This is a genomic window from Lysinibacillus sp. EB106-09-02-XG168, from assembly GCF_058791475.1.
The window spans coordinates 595,871-610,187 of sequence record NZ_JBYTDN010000003.1; the positions used below are offsets into that span (position 1 = coordinate 595,871).

At 39.1% G+C, this 14,317-nt stretch carries 16 protein-coding genes; all 16 read left to right on the forward strand.

Going from position 1 to position 14,317, the window contains the following annotated elements:
- Nucleotides 1-319 precede the first annotated feature (319 nt).
- The 16 genes from AC3WSO_RS03870 to AC3WSO_RS03945 all read left to right on the forward strand — a co-directional run bounded on the left by AC3WSO_RS03870 (nt 320) and on the right by AC3WSO_RS03945 (nt 14,316).
- The gene (locus AC3WSO_RS03870) at nt 320-691 is read left to right on the forward strand and encodes an ATP synthase subunit I (RefSeq protein WP_492528867.1); all 372 of its coding nucleotides are present in this window, start codon (nt 320-322) and stop codon (nt 689-691) included.
- Nucleotides 692-727: 36 nt separating this feature from the next.
- Nucleotides 728-1,450 carry a F0F1 ATP synthase subunit A gene (gene atpB, locus AC3WSO_RS03875; protein WP_492528868.1) on the forward strand — a complete coding sequence of 241 codons (723 nt, stop codon included), beginning with the start codon at nt 728-730 and terminating at the stop codon, nt 1,448-1,450.
- A 65-nt stretch (nt 1,451-1,515) separates the two neighbouring features.
- Entirely contained in the window at nt 1,516-1,728 is a 213-nt protein-coding gene (atpE, locus tag AC3WSO_RS03880; protein ID WP_049668022.1) for a F0F1 ATP synthase subunit C, read from the forward strand.
- A gap of 177 nt (nt 1,729-1,905) precedes the next feature.
- The gene (gene atpF / locus AC3WSO_RS03885; RefSeq protein WP_197139685.1) at nt 1,906-2,427 is read left to right on the forward strand and encodes a F0F1 ATP synthase subunit B; all 522 of its coding nucleotides are present in this window, start codon (nt 1,906-1,908) and stop codon (nt 2,425-2,427) included.
- Nucleotides 2,424-2,960, forward strand: a complete 537-nt coding sequence (locus tag AC3WSO_RS03890) for a F0F1 ATP synthase subunit delta (RefSeq protein WP_492528870.1) — start codon at nt 2,424-2,426, stop codon at nt 2,958-2,960. Before atpF ends, AC3WSO_RS03890 begins: the two co-directional genes overlap by 4 nt.
- Nucleotides 2,961-2,988: 28 nt before the next feature.
- Nucleotides 2,989-4,497 (forward strand): F0F1 ATP synthase subunit alpha, encoded by a 1,509-nt coding sequence (gene atpA / locus AC3WSO_RS03895; RefSeq protein WP_323654276.1) that lies wholly within the window; start codon nt 2,989-2,991, stop codon nt 4,495-4,497.
- A 46-nt stretch (nt 4,498-4,543) separates the two neighbouring features.
- On the forward strand, nt 4,544-5,401 hold the full coding sequence (gene atpG, locus AC3WSO_RS03900; RefSeq protein WP_323654277.1) for an ATP synthase F1 subunit gamma: 858 nt from the start codon (nt 4,544-4,546) through the stop codon (nt 5,399-5,401).
- A 49-nt stretch (nt 5,402-5,450) separates the two neighbouring features.
- The gene (atpD, locus tag AC3WSO_RS03905; protein ID WP_492528873.1) at nt 5,451-6,866 is read left to right on the forward strand and encodes a F0F1 ATP synthase subunit beta; all 1,416 of its coding nucleotides are present in this window, start codon (nt 5,451-5,453) and stop codon (nt 6,864-6,866) included.
- Nucleotides 6,867-6,890: 24 nt separating this feature from the next.
- The gene (locus tag AC3WSO_RS03910; RefSeq protein ID WP_079559415.1) at nt 6,891-7,298 is read left to right on the forward strand and encodes a F0F1 ATP synthase subunit epsilon; all 408 of its coding nucleotides are present in this window, start codon (nt 6,891-6,893) and stop codon (nt 7,296-7,298) included.
- Between the two features lie 86 nt (nt 7,299-7,384).
- Nucleotides 7,385-7,624: a DUF1146 family protein gene (locus AC3WSO_RS03915; RefSeq protein WP_492528875.1), complete on the forward strand. Its 240-nt coding sequence runs from the start codon at nt 7,385-7,387 to the stop codon at nt 7,622-7,624.
- A gap of 378 nt (nt 7,625-8,002) precedes the next feature.
- Nucleotides 8,003-9,316, forward strand: coding sequence for a UDP-N-acetylglucosamine 1-carboxyvinyltransferase (murA, locus tag AC3WSO_RS03920; RefSeq protein WP_492528877.1), 1,314 nt, complete (start codon nt 8,003-8,005; stop codon nt 9,314-9,316).
- A 564-nt stretch (nt 9,317-9,880) separates the two neighbouring features.
- Nucleotides 9,881-10,762: a stage II sporulation protein D gene (gene spoIID / locus AC3WSO_RS03925; protein ID WP_492528879.1), complete on the forward strand. Its 882-nt coding sequence runs from the start codon at nt 9,881-9,883 to the stop codon at nt 10,760-10,762.
- A 37-nt stretch (nt 10,763-10,799) separates the two neighbouring features.
- The gene (locus AC3WSO_RS03930; RefSeq protein WP_079559419.1) at nt 10,800-11,465 is read left to right on the forward strand and encodes a M23 family metallopeptidase; all 666 of its coding nucleotides are present in this window, start codon (nt 10,800-10,802) and stop codon (nt 11,463-11,465) included.
- A gap of 289 nt (nt 11,466-11,754) precedes the next feature.
- Nucleotides 11,755-12,015, forward strand: coding sequence for a sporulation transcriptional regulator SpoIIID (locus tag AC3WSO_RS03935; RefSeq protein WP_079559420.1), 261 nt, complete (start codon nt 11,755-11,757; stop codon nt 12,013-12,015).
- Between the two features lie 450 nt (nt 12,016-12,465).
- On the forward strand, nt 12,466-13,461 hold the full coding sequence (locus AC3WSO_RS03940) for a rod shape-determining protein (RefSeq protein ID WP_079559421.1): 996 nt from the start codon (nt 12,466-12,468) through the stop codon (nt 13,459-13,461).
- 21 nt (nt 13,462-13,482) lie between these two features.
- Nucleotides 13,483-14,316, forward strand: coding sequence for a flagellar hook-basal body protein (locus tag AC3WSO_RS03945; protein WP_492528881.1), 834 nt, complete (start codon nt 13,483-13,485; stop codon nt 14,314-14,316).
- The last annotated feature ends 1 nt before the right edge of the window (nt 14,317 follow it).

A 14,317-nucleotide genomic window follows, 5' to 3' on the forward strand; every position in this document is an offset into this window, starting at 1 on the left:
TTGACTTCAAATATCTCCTATTGTATGCTTACAAAGGGTAAGAATGATAAGGGTTTCTATTCGTAAATAGAGGTTGAAACACTTGTTACATCAAGTTTCTACTAAATTGACAGTTCAAACCAAAGGCTGTCGATTTGCAACGTTTTGTGCGTTTCGGGGTGTAAGAATTTTTTTGGGATTTACACCTATAATTTCAAAATGACGCTCTCCCGTTACTATTCCGCTGTGAGTAGTGTTTTTCACTGCTCTTTTCTGATTTCACATAGTGGTCAGCAAATGTTTCTTTACTCGAAAAAATGATTCAGGAGATTATAAACCAATGCTAGATTTGCATCACATTTTTGCTGTGCAGAAGAGAGCGTTATTTTTTTTGCTCGCACTCTGTGCATTAGGCTGGGGATTTACGCCCTATCAGACGTTTTTTGCGGGCATCGCAATCGGTGCATTCTTTGGTACGTATAATTTTTGGATTTTAGTTCGCCGTATGGAGAAGTTTGATCGATCCATTAGTGAAGGGAAGAAAATAGGCTCACTTGGTACAATGCTCCGCTTTGGATCAGGTGTGGCGGCAGTCGCTCTAGCCATTTCGTTGCCAAACTATTTTCACTTAATTAGCACGGTTATAGGGCTAATGATTCCGTACGTTTTTCTCTTTGTCGAGAGAATTGTGTCCCATGTAAGGAACCGCTAATGTGCTTTAAATTAGAAAGAGAGGTGAAAAATAACAATGAATCATGAAGCTCCATTAAAAGTAGTTGATTTTGGTTTGTTTTCTCTAACATTCAACCTTTCAACTGTTATGATGTTACTAGTTGCAGCTGTAATCGTTTTCTTAATCGCATTTATTTCAACTAGAAGCCTTAAGTTAAAACCTACTGGTATGCAAAACTTTATGGAATGGATTATGGATTTCGTAAAGAACATCATCAAAAGCAACATGGACTGGAAAACTGGTGGACGATTCCATATTTTAGGTATCACGTTAATTATGTTTATCGCTGTATCTAACTTATTAGGTCTTCCATTCTCTATCGTCTATGACCACGAACTTTGGTGGAAATCTCCTACAGCTGACCCAACTGTTACAATGACGCTTGCAGCAATGATTTTAGCTTTAACACATTTCTATGGTATTAAAATGAAGGGGACAGGCCATTATGTTGGTACATTCTTCAAACCAATGTCATTCATGTTCCCGCTAAAAATCGTTGAAGAATTTGCGAACACTTTAACATTAGGTCTTCGTCTTTACGGTAACATTTACGCAGGTGAGATTTTACTTGGCTTAATCGCAAGTTTAGCTGTTACGGGTCCAATTGGATTCATCGGGGCGATTGTTCCAATGATGGCATGGCAAGGTTTCTCTATTTTCATCGGCTTTATCCAAGCCTTTATCTTCACAATGTTAACAATGGTTTACATGGCTCATAAAGTGAGCGATGACCATTAATATAAAGCATAAATTTTATGCTTAAACCAAAAAAAAACAAACAATTCCAAGGAGGAAATTTTCAAATGGGTTTATTAGCAGCAGCAATCGCAATCGGTCTAGGTGCACTTGGTGCAGGTATCGGTAACGGTCTTATCGTTTCAAAAACAGTAGAAGGTATCGCTCGTCAACCAGAAGCACGTGGCGTTCTTCAAACTACAATGTTCATCGGGGTAGCATTAGTTGAAGCCCTACCAATCATCGCAGTAGTAATCGCATTCATCGTAATGAACAAATAATTCAGTTGTACACTGAATTCTAGTGGCGAAGCAGAAATCTCTAGATGAAACTTCGCCCTTCATTTTGGAACTGATAAAAGCTATGTGTAAATATAGCTTTTTAAAATAGGTAGTTTTTCAAGTAATTAATTAATTTATTATGTTGAAGTCAAAGCTCTTGAAGGGAGTGAAACAATCGTGTTTTTAGATAATCTTGTACTAGGCAGCGCTAGTGCCGGTTTCAACGGTGGTGACATCGCAGCAACATTAATCATTTTCTTAGCATTAATGTTTTTACTTAAAAAGTTTGCTTGGGGTCCACTTATGGGCATCATGCAACAACGTGAAGAATTAGTAGCTAGTGAAATCGAAGCAGCTGAAAAAGCTCGTAAAGATTCGCACCAATATTTAGAAGAACAAAAGAGCCTTCTTAAAGAAGCTCGTACGGAAGCACAATCGATTGTTGAGGGCGCTAAGAAGCAAGGCGAAATGCAAAAAGAAGAAATTCTTACTGCTGCTCGCAATGAAGCAAACCGCTTAAAAGAATCGGCTTTACGTGAAATTGAGTCTGAAAAAGAAAAAGCTATTGCAGCTGTACGTGATGAAGTCGTTTCATTATCTGTACTTGCAGCATCTAAAGTCCTTAGCAAAGAGATTTCTGAGGCAGACAACCGTGCTCTAATTGAAGAGACGATTGCGAAGGCAGGGGAAGCTCGATGAGTAATTCAACTGTAGCAAAACGTTACGCACAAGCGCTATTTGAATTAGCGCAACAAAAAAACATTCTTGCTGAAGTTGGAGCAGACTTAAACGAGCTAACAAAAGTAGTCAAAGAATCTCCTGATTTTTTAACACTTTTAAATGCTCCTAAGTTCTCTATCGAACGTAAGAAACAAATGGTAGCTGAAATCTTTGCAAGTGCAACTCCAGAGGTTTTACACACAGTTCAACTACTTGTTGAGAAAAAACGTGTAAACGAAGTGAAGCTTATTGCGAACGCATATGCTGAGCTTGCTGCACAGGCACAAGGTTCTGCAGATGCAACAGTATTCTCTACTCGTGCCCTTTCTACTGAAGAAAGCGCTAATATTTCTACAACATTTGCGAAACTTGTAGGGAAACAAACATTAAACATTACAAACGAAATTGATCCATCACTTCTTGGTGGTATTCGTGTTCAAATCGGTAATCATATTTATGATAGCTCAGTAGCGAACAAGCTTGAGCGCCTAAAACGTGAATTAATCGGTTAATAATTTAGAAATGTGAGAGGTGACATACATGGGCATCAAGGCTGAAGAAATCAGCAGTCTGATTAAACAACAGATTGAGAATTATGAATCTGAACTTAAAGTAAGCGAAGTTGGTACAGTTATCCGTATTGGTGACGGTATCGCACTTGCTCATGGCCTCGACAACGCCATGGCTGGAGAGCTTTTAGAGTTCTCTAACGGTGTTATGGGTATGGCTCAAAACCTAGAAGAAGGTAACGTTGGTATCGTAATCTTAGGTCCATACGCAGACATCAAAGAAGGCGATGAAGTTCGTCGTACAGGTCGTATCATGGAAGTACCAGTTGGTGAAGAACTAATTGGCCGTGTTGTAAACCCACTTGGTCAACCAGTGGATGGACAAGGTCCAATCAACACAACAAAATCTCGTCCAATCGAAAGTCCAGCTTTCGGTGTAATGGCTCGTAAATCAGTACACGAACCACTACAAACTGGTATCAAAGCGATTGACGCTTTAGTACCAATCGGTCGTGGTCAACGTGAGTTAATCATCGGTGACCGTCAAACTGGTAAAACATCAGTAGCAATCGATACAATCTTAAACCAAAATGGTGAAAACATGATTTGTATCTACGTTGCTATCGGTCAAAAAGAATCAACTGTACGTGGTGTAGTTGAAACGTTACGTAAGCACGGTGCATTAGATTATACAATCGTTGTAACTGCAGCTGCGTCTCAACCAGCTCCATTACTTTACTTAGCACCATTTGCTGGTGTTTCTATGGCAGAAGAATTCATGTTACAAGGTAAGCACGTATTAATCGTGTATGATGATCTTTCTAAACAAGCATCAGCTTACCGTGAACTTTCACTTCTTCTACGCCGTCCTCCAGGTCGTGAAGCATACCCTGGTGATGTTTTCTACTTACACAGCCGCTTACTTGAACGTGCTGCGAAGTTAAATGAAACATATCAAAATGGTTCTATTACAGCTCTTCCATTCGTTGAGACACAAGCTGGGGATATCTCTGCATACATCCCAACTAACGTAATCTCAATTACTGATGGACAAATTTTCTTACAATCTGACTTATTCAACTCAGGTGTACGTCCAGCGATTAACGCCGGTCTTTCTGTATCACGTGTAGGTGGATCTGCTCAAATTAAAGCGATGAAAAAAGTTGCGGGTACACTACGTCTTGACTTAGCTGCATTCCGTGAGCTTGAATCATTTGCTCAATTCGGTTCTGATTTAGATAAAATCACACTTGCTAAACTTGAGCGTGGTAAACGTACGGTTGAAGTTCTTAAACAAGACCTAAACAAACCACTTAAAGTTGAAAAACAAGTTGCTATCCTTTATGCATTAACTAAAGGTCACTTAGATGATATTCCAGTACAAGATATCGTTCGTTTTGAAAATGAATTCTTAAGCTGGTTAGAATCAAACCACACAAACGTTTTAGATCACGTTCGTACTACAAAAGAGCTTGCTCCTGATGCGGATTACGTTGAAGCAATCAATGCATTCAAAAAAACTTTCGCTAAATCAGAATAAGTTCGAGCAGTCACTTGATTAAAAAACAAAAGGTGGTGAAATACCAGTGGTAAACTTACGCGAAATAAAAGGTCGTATTAATTCAACAAAGAGTACGAAACAAATTACAAAAGCGATGCAGATGGTTTCTTCTTCAAAGTTACGTCGTGCAGAGCAAAACGCTAAAGCGTACGTTCCTTACATGGAAAAAATCCAGGACGTAGTAGGCGCGATCGCTTCAGGGACAAAAGACAGTGGACATCCAATGTTAACTGCTCGTCCTGTTAAGAAAACAGCTTACTTAGTCATTGGTTCTGACCGTGGTCTTGCAGGTGCTTACAACTCAAGTATCCTACGTCAAGTACAACGTACAATTGATGAGCGTCATAAATCGAAAGATGAATACGTGATTCTAGCGGTAGGTCGTGTTGTTCGTGACTACTTTGTGAAACGTGATCATAATGTCATCAGCGATGTTATCGGTCTTCCGGACCAACCATCATTTGCTGATATTAAAGAAATCGCTCGTAAAGCTGTTGGTATGTTCATTGACGGTACGTATGATGAACTTTATATGTACTACAATCACTTTGTCAGCGCTATTGCTAGCGAAGTGACAGAGAAAAAACTTCTTCCATTAACGGATCTTGCACCTGCTAGCAGTAATGCTTCTTACGAATTTGAGCCATCTGGTGAAGCAATTCTAGAAGTATTACTTCCACAATACGCGGAAAGCTTAGTTTACGGCGCATTATTAGATGGAAAAGCAAGTGAACATGCTTCTCGTATGACGGCTATGAAAAATGCAACTGATAATGCATCTGATCTTATTTCAGATCTTTCATTGCAATATAACCGTGCGCGTCAAGCGGCGATTACACAAGAAATTACAGAAATCGTTGGTGGAGCTGCTGCCTTAGAATAGGCCCAGCTTCCCAATGTCGTATAAGAATACGATAGGAGGATACACAGTAATGAATAAAGGACATGTTATTCAAGTAATGGGTCCAGTTGTTGACGTAAAATTTGACAATGGCCAATTACCAGCAATCTATAACTCACTAACAGTTAAGATTGAACGTCCAAATGAAGAACCATCAATTCTTGCATTAGAAGTTGCTCTTCATTTAGGTGATGATTCTGTTCGTACGATTGCAATGTCATCTACTGATGGCTTACAACGTGGAGCAGAAGTAACAGACTCAGGAAAAGCTATCTCAGTACCAGTTGGTGAAGTTACTTTAGGTCGTGTATTCAACGTACTAGGCGAAGTAATCGACTTAGGTGAAGAGATTCCAGCTGACGTTCGTCGTGATTCAATTCACCGCGAAGCGCCATCTTTCGATGAACTTTCAACTACAGTTGAAATTCTTGAAACAGGTATCAAAGTAGTAGACTTATTAGCACCATATATCAAAGGTGGTAAAATCGGTCTATTCGGTGGTGCCGGTGTAGGTAAAACTGTATTAATCCAAGAATTAATCAACAACATCGCACAAGAGCACTCAGGTATCTCTGTATTCGCTGGTGTAGGTGAGCGTACTCGTGAAGGGAACGACTTATTCTTCGAGATGAGCGATTCAGGCGTTATCAAGCAAACAGCGATGGTATTCGGTCAAATGAACGAGCCACCAGGTGCACGTATGCGTGTAGCTTTAACTGGTCTTACAATGGCAGAATACTTCCGTGATGAGCAAGGTGCTGACGTACTTTTATTCATCGACAATATCTTCCGTTTCACACAAGCAGGTTCTGAGGTTTCTGCCCTATTAGGTCGTATGCCTTCTGCGGTAGGTTACCAACCAACACTTGCAACTGAAATGGGTAAATTACAAGAACGTATCACATCTACTAACAAAGGTTCTGTAACTTCTATCCAAGCGATTTATGTACCAGCCGATGACTATACTGACCCGGCTCCAGCTACAACTTTCGCCCACTTAGATGCAACTACTAACCTTGAGCGTAAATTATCAGAAATGGGTATCTACCCTGCGGTTGACCCATTAGCTTCGACTTCTCGTGCTTTATCACCTGAAATCGTAGGCGCTGAGCACTACGCTATCGCTACTGGTGTACAACGTACAATCCAACGTTACCGTGAATTACAAGATATCATTGCTATCTTAGGTATGGATGAATTATCTGATGAAGATAAACAAACAGTAGAACGTGCTCGTCGTATTCAATTCTTCTTATCTCAAAACTTCCACGTTGCGGAGCAATTTACTGGTCAAAAAGGTTCTTATGTACCTGTTAAAGAAACTGTTCGCTCATTCAAGGAAATCCTTGATGGCAAATGGGATCACCTACCAGAAGATGCTTTCCGTCTAGTTGGTTCTATTGATGAAGTAGTTGAAAAAGCGAAAAGCATGGGCGTAGAGGTTTAATACTAGGGACGAGGAGGAAAAAATATGAAGACAGTTCAAGTCAATATTGTCACTCCCGACGGCCCAGTATACGATTCTGAAGTATCAATGGTAATCGCAAAAACAACTTCAGGAGAAATCGGTGTTCTTGCAGGCCATATTCCTATGGTCGCTCCACTTGCAATTGGTGCAGTGAAGCTTAAAAAAGAAGACGGTTCAACTGAACTTGTAGCTTTAAGCGGTGGTTTTATTGAAGTTCGCCCTGAAAAAATCTCAATTTTAGCGCCATCTGCTGAAATTGCTGAAAGCATCGATGTTAAACGTGCTAAAGAAGCCGTTAAACGTGCTGAAGGACGTCTTCAAGATAAACAAGATAACATTGATTTCAAACGTGCTGACCTAGCATTAAAACGTGCGTTGAATCGTATCAACGTTCATGAGGGTAATATCTAATTCAAATTTTAACGGGCAGATTTAACATCTGTCCGTTTTTTAACATTATTCCACAGTGTCTTGAGGAAGGAATATGGAGGAACAACATGGAATTATATAGGGCAGTAGGGCAGGAAGCGTTAATAGGTATTTTATCGCACATATTTTTTATCGCTATTACCTTTTATGCGCTACAAGCGTTTATGTTAGAAAAGCTTTTTAAGAAGAATAAAGTATTTCGAGTCCAATTAATTTATATTTTATTAAGCGTTGCAATAGGATCAGCCGTTTCAAATTTCTTTCTCCAATTTTCAAATTGGTCTGGAAAGCTTCCGTATTTATTTTAAGAGGCCCTTACTACTTTCTATATGTTAGATGTATAATCTACATATTTCACAGGGCTTTATAACATAATTTATGTGGTCCTTTGAAATATGTAATAAAAGAAATTTGTGAGATTTCGGTTTTTGTTCACAAATCTTTGGGTATATATTAAAAATTTACGCTTATCTTCCATGTTATTGGTCATTCACAAAAAAAAAAATCATGCGTACAATAAATAAATAGCAAAATATTAAAAAATGACGTAAAATAGTGATTTGGACGCTTGAACGAGCGTAAGAAAAGTTGTACTATAGAGTTGTTTGTTTACTGATTATGACATTATACTTCTTTTTAAAATAAAATTTTGATAGGTTAATAGATTGAATTCGGAGGGACATAGGGTGGAAAAAATAATAGTGACTGGCGGCCGACAGCTACAGGGGAAAGTACGCGTAGAGGGCGCAAAAAATGCGGTGTTACCAATCCTAGCAGCAGCTTTACTTGCTTCAAAAGGAGAAAATGTAATTAAAGAAGTCCCTAACTTAGCAGACGTCTTTACTATAAATGAAGTACTAAAAAGTCTAAATGCGGCTGTTACATATATACCTGAGGATAATACAGTATATATCGACACAACAAAAGAACTTTCTAGTGAAGCTCAATTTGAATATGTAAGTAAAATGCGTGCATCGATTTTAGTGATGGGTTCTTTACTTGCTCGAAATGGCTATGCTCGTGTTGCTTTACCTGGGGGCTGTGCAATCGGTTCCCGTCCAATTGAGTTACATTTAAAGGGCTTTGAGGCTATGGGAGCAAAAATCTCGTTTGGTCATGGTTTTGTAGAGGCAAAGGCAGATGGACGTTTAAAAGGCGCAAATGTGTATTTGGACTTCCCTAGCGTTGGGGCAACAGAAAATATTATGACAGCTGCAGCGTTAGCGCAAGGAACGACTGTAATTGAAAATGCAGCGAAAGAGCCTGAAATTGTAGATCTTGCAAACTTCATTAATAATATGGGTGGTCGTGTTATCGGAGCAGGTACGAATACAATTCGTATCGAAGGAGTCGATACATTATATGGAACAGAGCATCATATTATTCCTGATCGTATTGAAGCTGGCACATTTATGGTTGCAGCAGCAATTACAAAAGGTGATGTAACGATTGAAAATGCGGTTCCTGAACATATGACTGCATTAATTGCAAAGATGCGTGAAATGGGTGTAGAAATCACTGAGTTAGATGAAGGAATCCGCGTACGCGCTCCTAGACCATTAAAAGCTGTTGATATTAAAACAATGCCACATCCAGGCTTCCCGACAGATATGCAATCTCAAATGATGGCTTTAATGTTAACTGCTGAAGGTACGAGTATTATTACTGAAACGGTTTTTGAAAATCGTTTTATGCATGTTGAGGAGTTCCGTCGCATGAATGCCGGTGCTAAAATAGAAGGACGTTCTGTGTTTATCGAAGGGCCAATAGATCTTCAGGGTGCTGAAGTAATGGCAACTGATTTACGAGCTGCGGCTGCACTAATTTTAGCAGGTCTTGTATCTGAAGGTGTGACTAGAGTTACAAAACTTCATCACTTAGATCGTGGTTATGTTGATTTCCACGGCAAATTGGCTTCACTTGGCGCACAAATTGAACGTGTACCAGTAGAGGACGTTATCGTTGAAGAAAAAACAACTGTTGAATTACCAACAAACTAAATAGATTTCCCAACCCTTTGCTTAAGAGCAAAGGGTTTTTTCTTTATAGTTTAATCCACACTGGCGATAGTGAAGCAGCGATAGGAAGATTTTTTAGCAATCATTAGATGGAAAGAGGACTAAAATTGTCTTAACAGTGACAATGTATTTGTTAAAAGAATCGTATTTCTACATTTAAGAGGATATTAGTAGCTATTTAGCGTTTTTAAAACGTATGTCATGTTAAAAGTTGATCTTCGTTACGACTGGGCGACTCTTTGGGGGTTAGCAATAGAGGAACGGAGGCTAAAGCATCATATCCTGTGATAACGCCTCCGTGACCAACATCGCGTTGGCCCGAGACCCTGGAGCGAAGCGTATGTTTTCTGTGCGAAAGCCTAGTGCAAACGTAGCGACAGCAACAACAAAGCGCTAAGCCGAAATGGAAATCAACTTCACGTTATGGTGATTAGAGATTTTTAAGAGAGCCCTCAATCGTATATTTTGAAAAGTTTCAGCATATTATTCCTTATGAAAAAATGGATAATGAGTATAGGCATAATTTGTTTGACTGGAGCATTATATATGCTTCCTGTGGCATTTGGTGAGAGACGTACGGTTGAGGATGCGCCTGCAGCAACAGAACAAGCTTGTGAAATCTTCATAGAAGTGGAGGGACAACCGGAGAAAATCTCTTTAGAAACGTATGTAACTGGTGTGGTAGCTGCAGAAATGCCTGTTTCATTTAAAAAAGAAGCTTTAAAGGCACAGGCTATTGCTGCAAGAACTTACGCGTTGAAATCGACAAATTACGGTAAAATAGCTATCGCTCCTACTGTTGCTAGACAAGTTTTTTACAATAAGGAACAAAGAAAAGAGAATTGGACTAGCAATTTCCCGGGGAATGAAAAGAAAATTGTCGAGGCTATTAACGAAACGAAAGGACAAGTTCTTCTATATAATAACGAATTAATTACGGCAATGTTTCACTCTACTAGTAATGGGAAAACAGAAAGTGCCTACGGTTTTAGTGGCAATGATGTACCATATTTACAAAGCGTCGCGAGTAATTCGGATCAATCATCACCAAAGTTTGCAGCGATAAAAGAATGGACATTGGCTGAGTGGAATGCATTGTGGCCTGTTAAATGGCAGGCAAATGATTTCAACCGTGTACAGTTCTTTTTAAATGATTCAGGGCGTGTTGAGCGCATGCAGTTAGGGAAGAATATATGGTCAGGGCGAGAGGTTCGAACACTTTTGGGAGTAGCATCAACAGACTTTAAAATATCATATAATTCCATCTCTGGAAAAGTGCTAGTGAGCACGAAAGGATACGGGCATGGGGTAGGGATGAGTCAATATGGAGCAGATGCTATGGCAAGTGATGGGAAAACAGCTTCCGAAATTTTACACTACTATTATCAAGATATTGAGATAAAAAAGATAGATGCATGTTTAAAATAACTTCTAGTTGTTCACACTGCAACTAGAGGTGATGAAAATGAGAGAGGATAAAAATAGTAAAACTTCTCAAAATCAAGATGAAAAAGTTCAATTACAGAAGAAACCATGGTTTTGGCCAGCTGTTTACGCTGGTGGAGCTCTAATGCTAGCAGGTTTACTACTTGGTTACAATAGTCTTGTATCAAAAGTAGAAGAGGCTCCATTACCAGAAGTAGCAGAAGTAGATTCAGGTCCTGTAGTTGAAACCAATGCACGAACAGAAAATATGAAGTACCCATTCAAGGAAGCAAATCTTAATAAAATTCAAGTTTCACAAGAGTTTTATGATGTAGAGGCAAATGCTGAGTCACGTGAAAAAGCACTAATGGTATTTAATCAAACATTTACGACATCTTCCGGTATTTCTCTTTCTATGAATGGTGAAGAATTTGAAGTACTTGCTGCTTTAAGCGGTAAAGTAAAACAAGTAAAGCTTGACGCATTTACAGGCAATAAAATTGTGATCGAGCATGCAAATGGTAAGGAAACACATTATAGCTCTGTAAAAGACATTGCTGTCAAAGAAGGCGATGAGGTAACACAAGGTCAAGCACTAGGAAAAGCGACTGACAATGAGTGGAACCAAGCAGCTGGCATTCATTTGCATTTTGAAGTACTTGAAAACGGAAAATATATTAATCCGAAAAAATTACTAGGCTTTTAACCTATTTCAGCAGTGCTGAAATAGAGGAACTCATGCCCAACAACGTGCCTATTATCAATTATGCCGAGGTATAATTGATAATAGGCCATTTTGTTTTCTCCTAAACAATGAAAATGATTAATTTCTATGTGAGAAGCGAATACTAAAAAATGCATAAAAAATCAGTATTTTATCGTGAAAATGTAAAATGTGTTCTGAACAGCTTTGTCCTCACATAATGTGAAGAAATGCGCAGACGTGCATCTGATGCCAACGCCATTTGTGAATTTGTGTGGAAAGGACGAAGAACGTGCACGAGCACATTCGGAAGCGCTGTATACGCCTCGGTGAATTATTGATTGAGACGCGTGAGACTGTGCGTGTCCTCGCGAAAATGACAGGTTATTCAAAAAGTACGGTGCATAAAGATTTAACAGAGCGACTGCCAACAATTCATGAAGGATTAGCTGAGCAAGTAAAGGAAATACTCGCCTACCATAAGGCCGTACGTCATATTCGCGGAGGAGAGGCAACGAAAAACAAGTGGAAAGAAAGAGCGAGTCATGAATGATTCGTTCTTTTTTAAAATGCAAAGGACAAGCTAGATACATATTTCCCCATAAAAAGCTACTTACAATAACGAGGGGTTGATTTCCGTTCCGACTGGGCGCTTTGTTGTTGCTGTCGCTTCGCTATCGCACAGATAAAACATTTGTTGCTGTCGCTTCGCTACGCTGCAGAGTTTCATCTGTGACGCTAATCCCCAAGGAGTCGCCCAGTCTCCTCTTCAATCAGCCTACTCACATAAAAAAATTCATTTCAAACTATTTGATGATGGACCATGAAAAAGTTGTTTTAGCAATTTCTTCTTTTCATGAAGTGTTCATATAATTGAAAGGAATGAAGTCCTATTCACTAAAATTAGGTGAAATTACCAATAGGTTGTGATAGAATATTCTAGATAAACAGATAAAAATGAACGTTTTTGTAGTTGGAAATGGCGGGAAGGAGAAATTATAAAATGTTTTCGAAAGATATTGGCATTGACTTAGGAACTGCGAACGTATTAATACACGTTAAAGGTAAAGGAATCGTCTTAAATGAACCATCTGTTGTGGCGATTGATAAAAAAACAAATAAAGTATTAGCTGTGGGGGAAGAGGCTCGCCAAATGGTAGGGCGTACGCCTGGTAACATTACTGCAATTCGTCCACTACGAGATGGTGTCATTGCGGATTTTGACGTTACTGAAGCCATGCTAAGACATTTCATCAATAAGTTAAATGTAAAAGGATTTTTAGCTAAGCCACGTATTTTAATTTGCTGTCCAACGAACATTACTAGTGTTGAGCAAAAGGCTATCCGTGAAGCCGCAGAAAAATCAGGTGGAAAAAAAGTATACTTAGAAGAAGAACCAAAAGTGGCTGCAATTGGTGCAGGCATGGATATATTCCAACCTAGCGGCAATATGGTAGTCGATATTGGTGGCGGAACAACAGATGTTGCAGTTTTATCAATGGGTGATATTGTAACGAGTGAGTCCATTAAGGTAGCCGGAGACATTTTTGATAATGATATTTTGCAATATATTAAAAAAGAATACAAATTACTAATTGGTGAACGTACTGCAGAAGCCATTAAAATTACAATCGGTACAGTCTTTAAAGGTAGCCGAAACGATTCAATGGATATTCGTGGTCGAGACATGGTGACGGGCTTACCACGTACAATAACAATTCATTCTGAAGAGATTGAACGTGCCTTACATGAATCGGTTGCTATGATTGTTCAATCTGCAAAAAATGTTTTAGAAAAAACGCCACCAGAGTTATCAGCTGATATTATTGATCGTGGGGTCATTATTACTGGCGGTGGTGCTTTACTACACGGTATGGACCAACTATTAATCGAAGAATTAAAGGTACCTGTGTTCATTGCTGAACAACCTATGGATTGTGTGGCAATTGGTACAGGGATTATGCTTGAAAATATTGATCGAGTTCCCGCATCCTTATAAAAAGATAATGAGGTGAGTCCTTTGTTTAAAGGGTTTTATACAGTTGCAACTGGTATGATTGCACAACAAAGACGAACAGAATTACTAACAAATAATTTATCAAATGCGAATACACCAGGATTTAAAGCAGACCAATCAACAATTCGGTCATTTCCTGACATGCTCATGTCAAGTGTAGGAAAAACGAATGCACCTGCTAATCAGCAAGCAGGCTCTCAATATATGAGCCAAGTTGGCGCATTAAATACAGGGATTTATATGCAAGAAACATTGCCAAATTACATACAAGGCCAAATCTATAACACTGATTTCACGACAGATATGGCTTTAATCGATGGAAACTTACCGCAAAATGCAGATGGTACTACCGGATCTATTTTCTTCCGTTTAGCACATCCAGAAGGCGGAGAAGCATATACACGAAATGGTAATTTCACATTAGATGGTCAAGGCTATTTAGTAAATCCACAAGGACTGTATGTGTTATCAGACAGAGGTCAACGCATTCAGCTACCGAATGATGATTTCCGCCTAGATGAGAACGGAGCAATTTATGTTAATAATCAGCAAGTAGCTCGTGTTGGCGTATCATATGCAACGAATCCGAACATGCTACGTAAACAGGATAATGGTTTAATTCGAACAGAAAACGGTGAAAACTTACCGACAGCTTACGGTGCCAATGGCGTATCCTTTACATTGCGTCAAAATTATCTAGAGGGCTCAAACGTTGATTCTAGTCGCACAATGACCGATTTAATGACAGCATATCGCGCTTTCGAGGCTAACCAAAAAGTGTTACAAGCTTATGATCGCAGCATGGAAAAAGCTGCTAATGAAATCGGGAAAGTTTAAT

Bases quoted from the DNA above. Each gene is read 5' to 3' on its own strand.
- AC3WSO_RS03870 (WP_492528867.1), top strand. From the start codon at position 320: ATGCTAGATTTGCATCACATTTTTGCTGTGCAGAAGAGAGCGTTATTT.
- atpB (WP_492528868.1), top strand. From the start codon at position 728: ATGAATCATGAAGCTCCATTAAAAGTAGTTGATTTTGGTTTGTTTTCT.
- atpE (WP_049668022.1), top strand. From the start codon at position 1,516: ATGGGTTTATTAGCAGCAGCAATCGCAATCGGTCTAGGTGCACTTGGT.
- AC3WSO_RS03890 (WP_492528870.1), top strand. From the start codon at position 2,424: ATGAGTAATTCAACTGTAGCAAAACGTTACGCACAAGCGCTATTTGAA.
- atpA (WP_323654276.1), top strand. From the start codon at position 2,989: ATGGGCATCAAGGCTGAAGAAATCAGCAGTCTGATTAAACAACAGATT.
- atpD (WP_492528873.1), top strand. From the start codon at position 5,451: ATGAATAAAGGACATGTTATTCAAGTAATGGGTCCAGTTGTTGACGTA.
- AC3WSO_RS03910 (WP_079559415.1), top strand. From the start codon at position 6,891: ATGAAGACAGTTCAAGTCAATATTGTCACTCCCGACGGCCCAGTATAC.
- AC3WSO_RS03915 (WP_492528875.1), top strand. From the start codon at position 7,385: ATGGAATTATATAGGGCAGTAGGGCAGGAAGCGTTAATAGGTATTTTA.
- spoIID (WP_492528879.1), top strand. From the start codon at position 9,881: ATGCTTCCTGTGGCATTTGGTGAGAGACGTACGGTTGAGGATGCGCCT.
- AC3WSO_RS03930 (WP_079559419.1), top strand. From the start codon at position 10,800: ATGAGAGAGGATAAAAATAGTAAAACTTCTCAAAATCAAGATGAAAAA.
- AC3WSO_RS03940 (WP_079559421.1), top strand. From the start codon at position 12,466: ATGTTTTCGAAAGATATTGGCATTGACTTAGGAACTGCGAACGTATTA.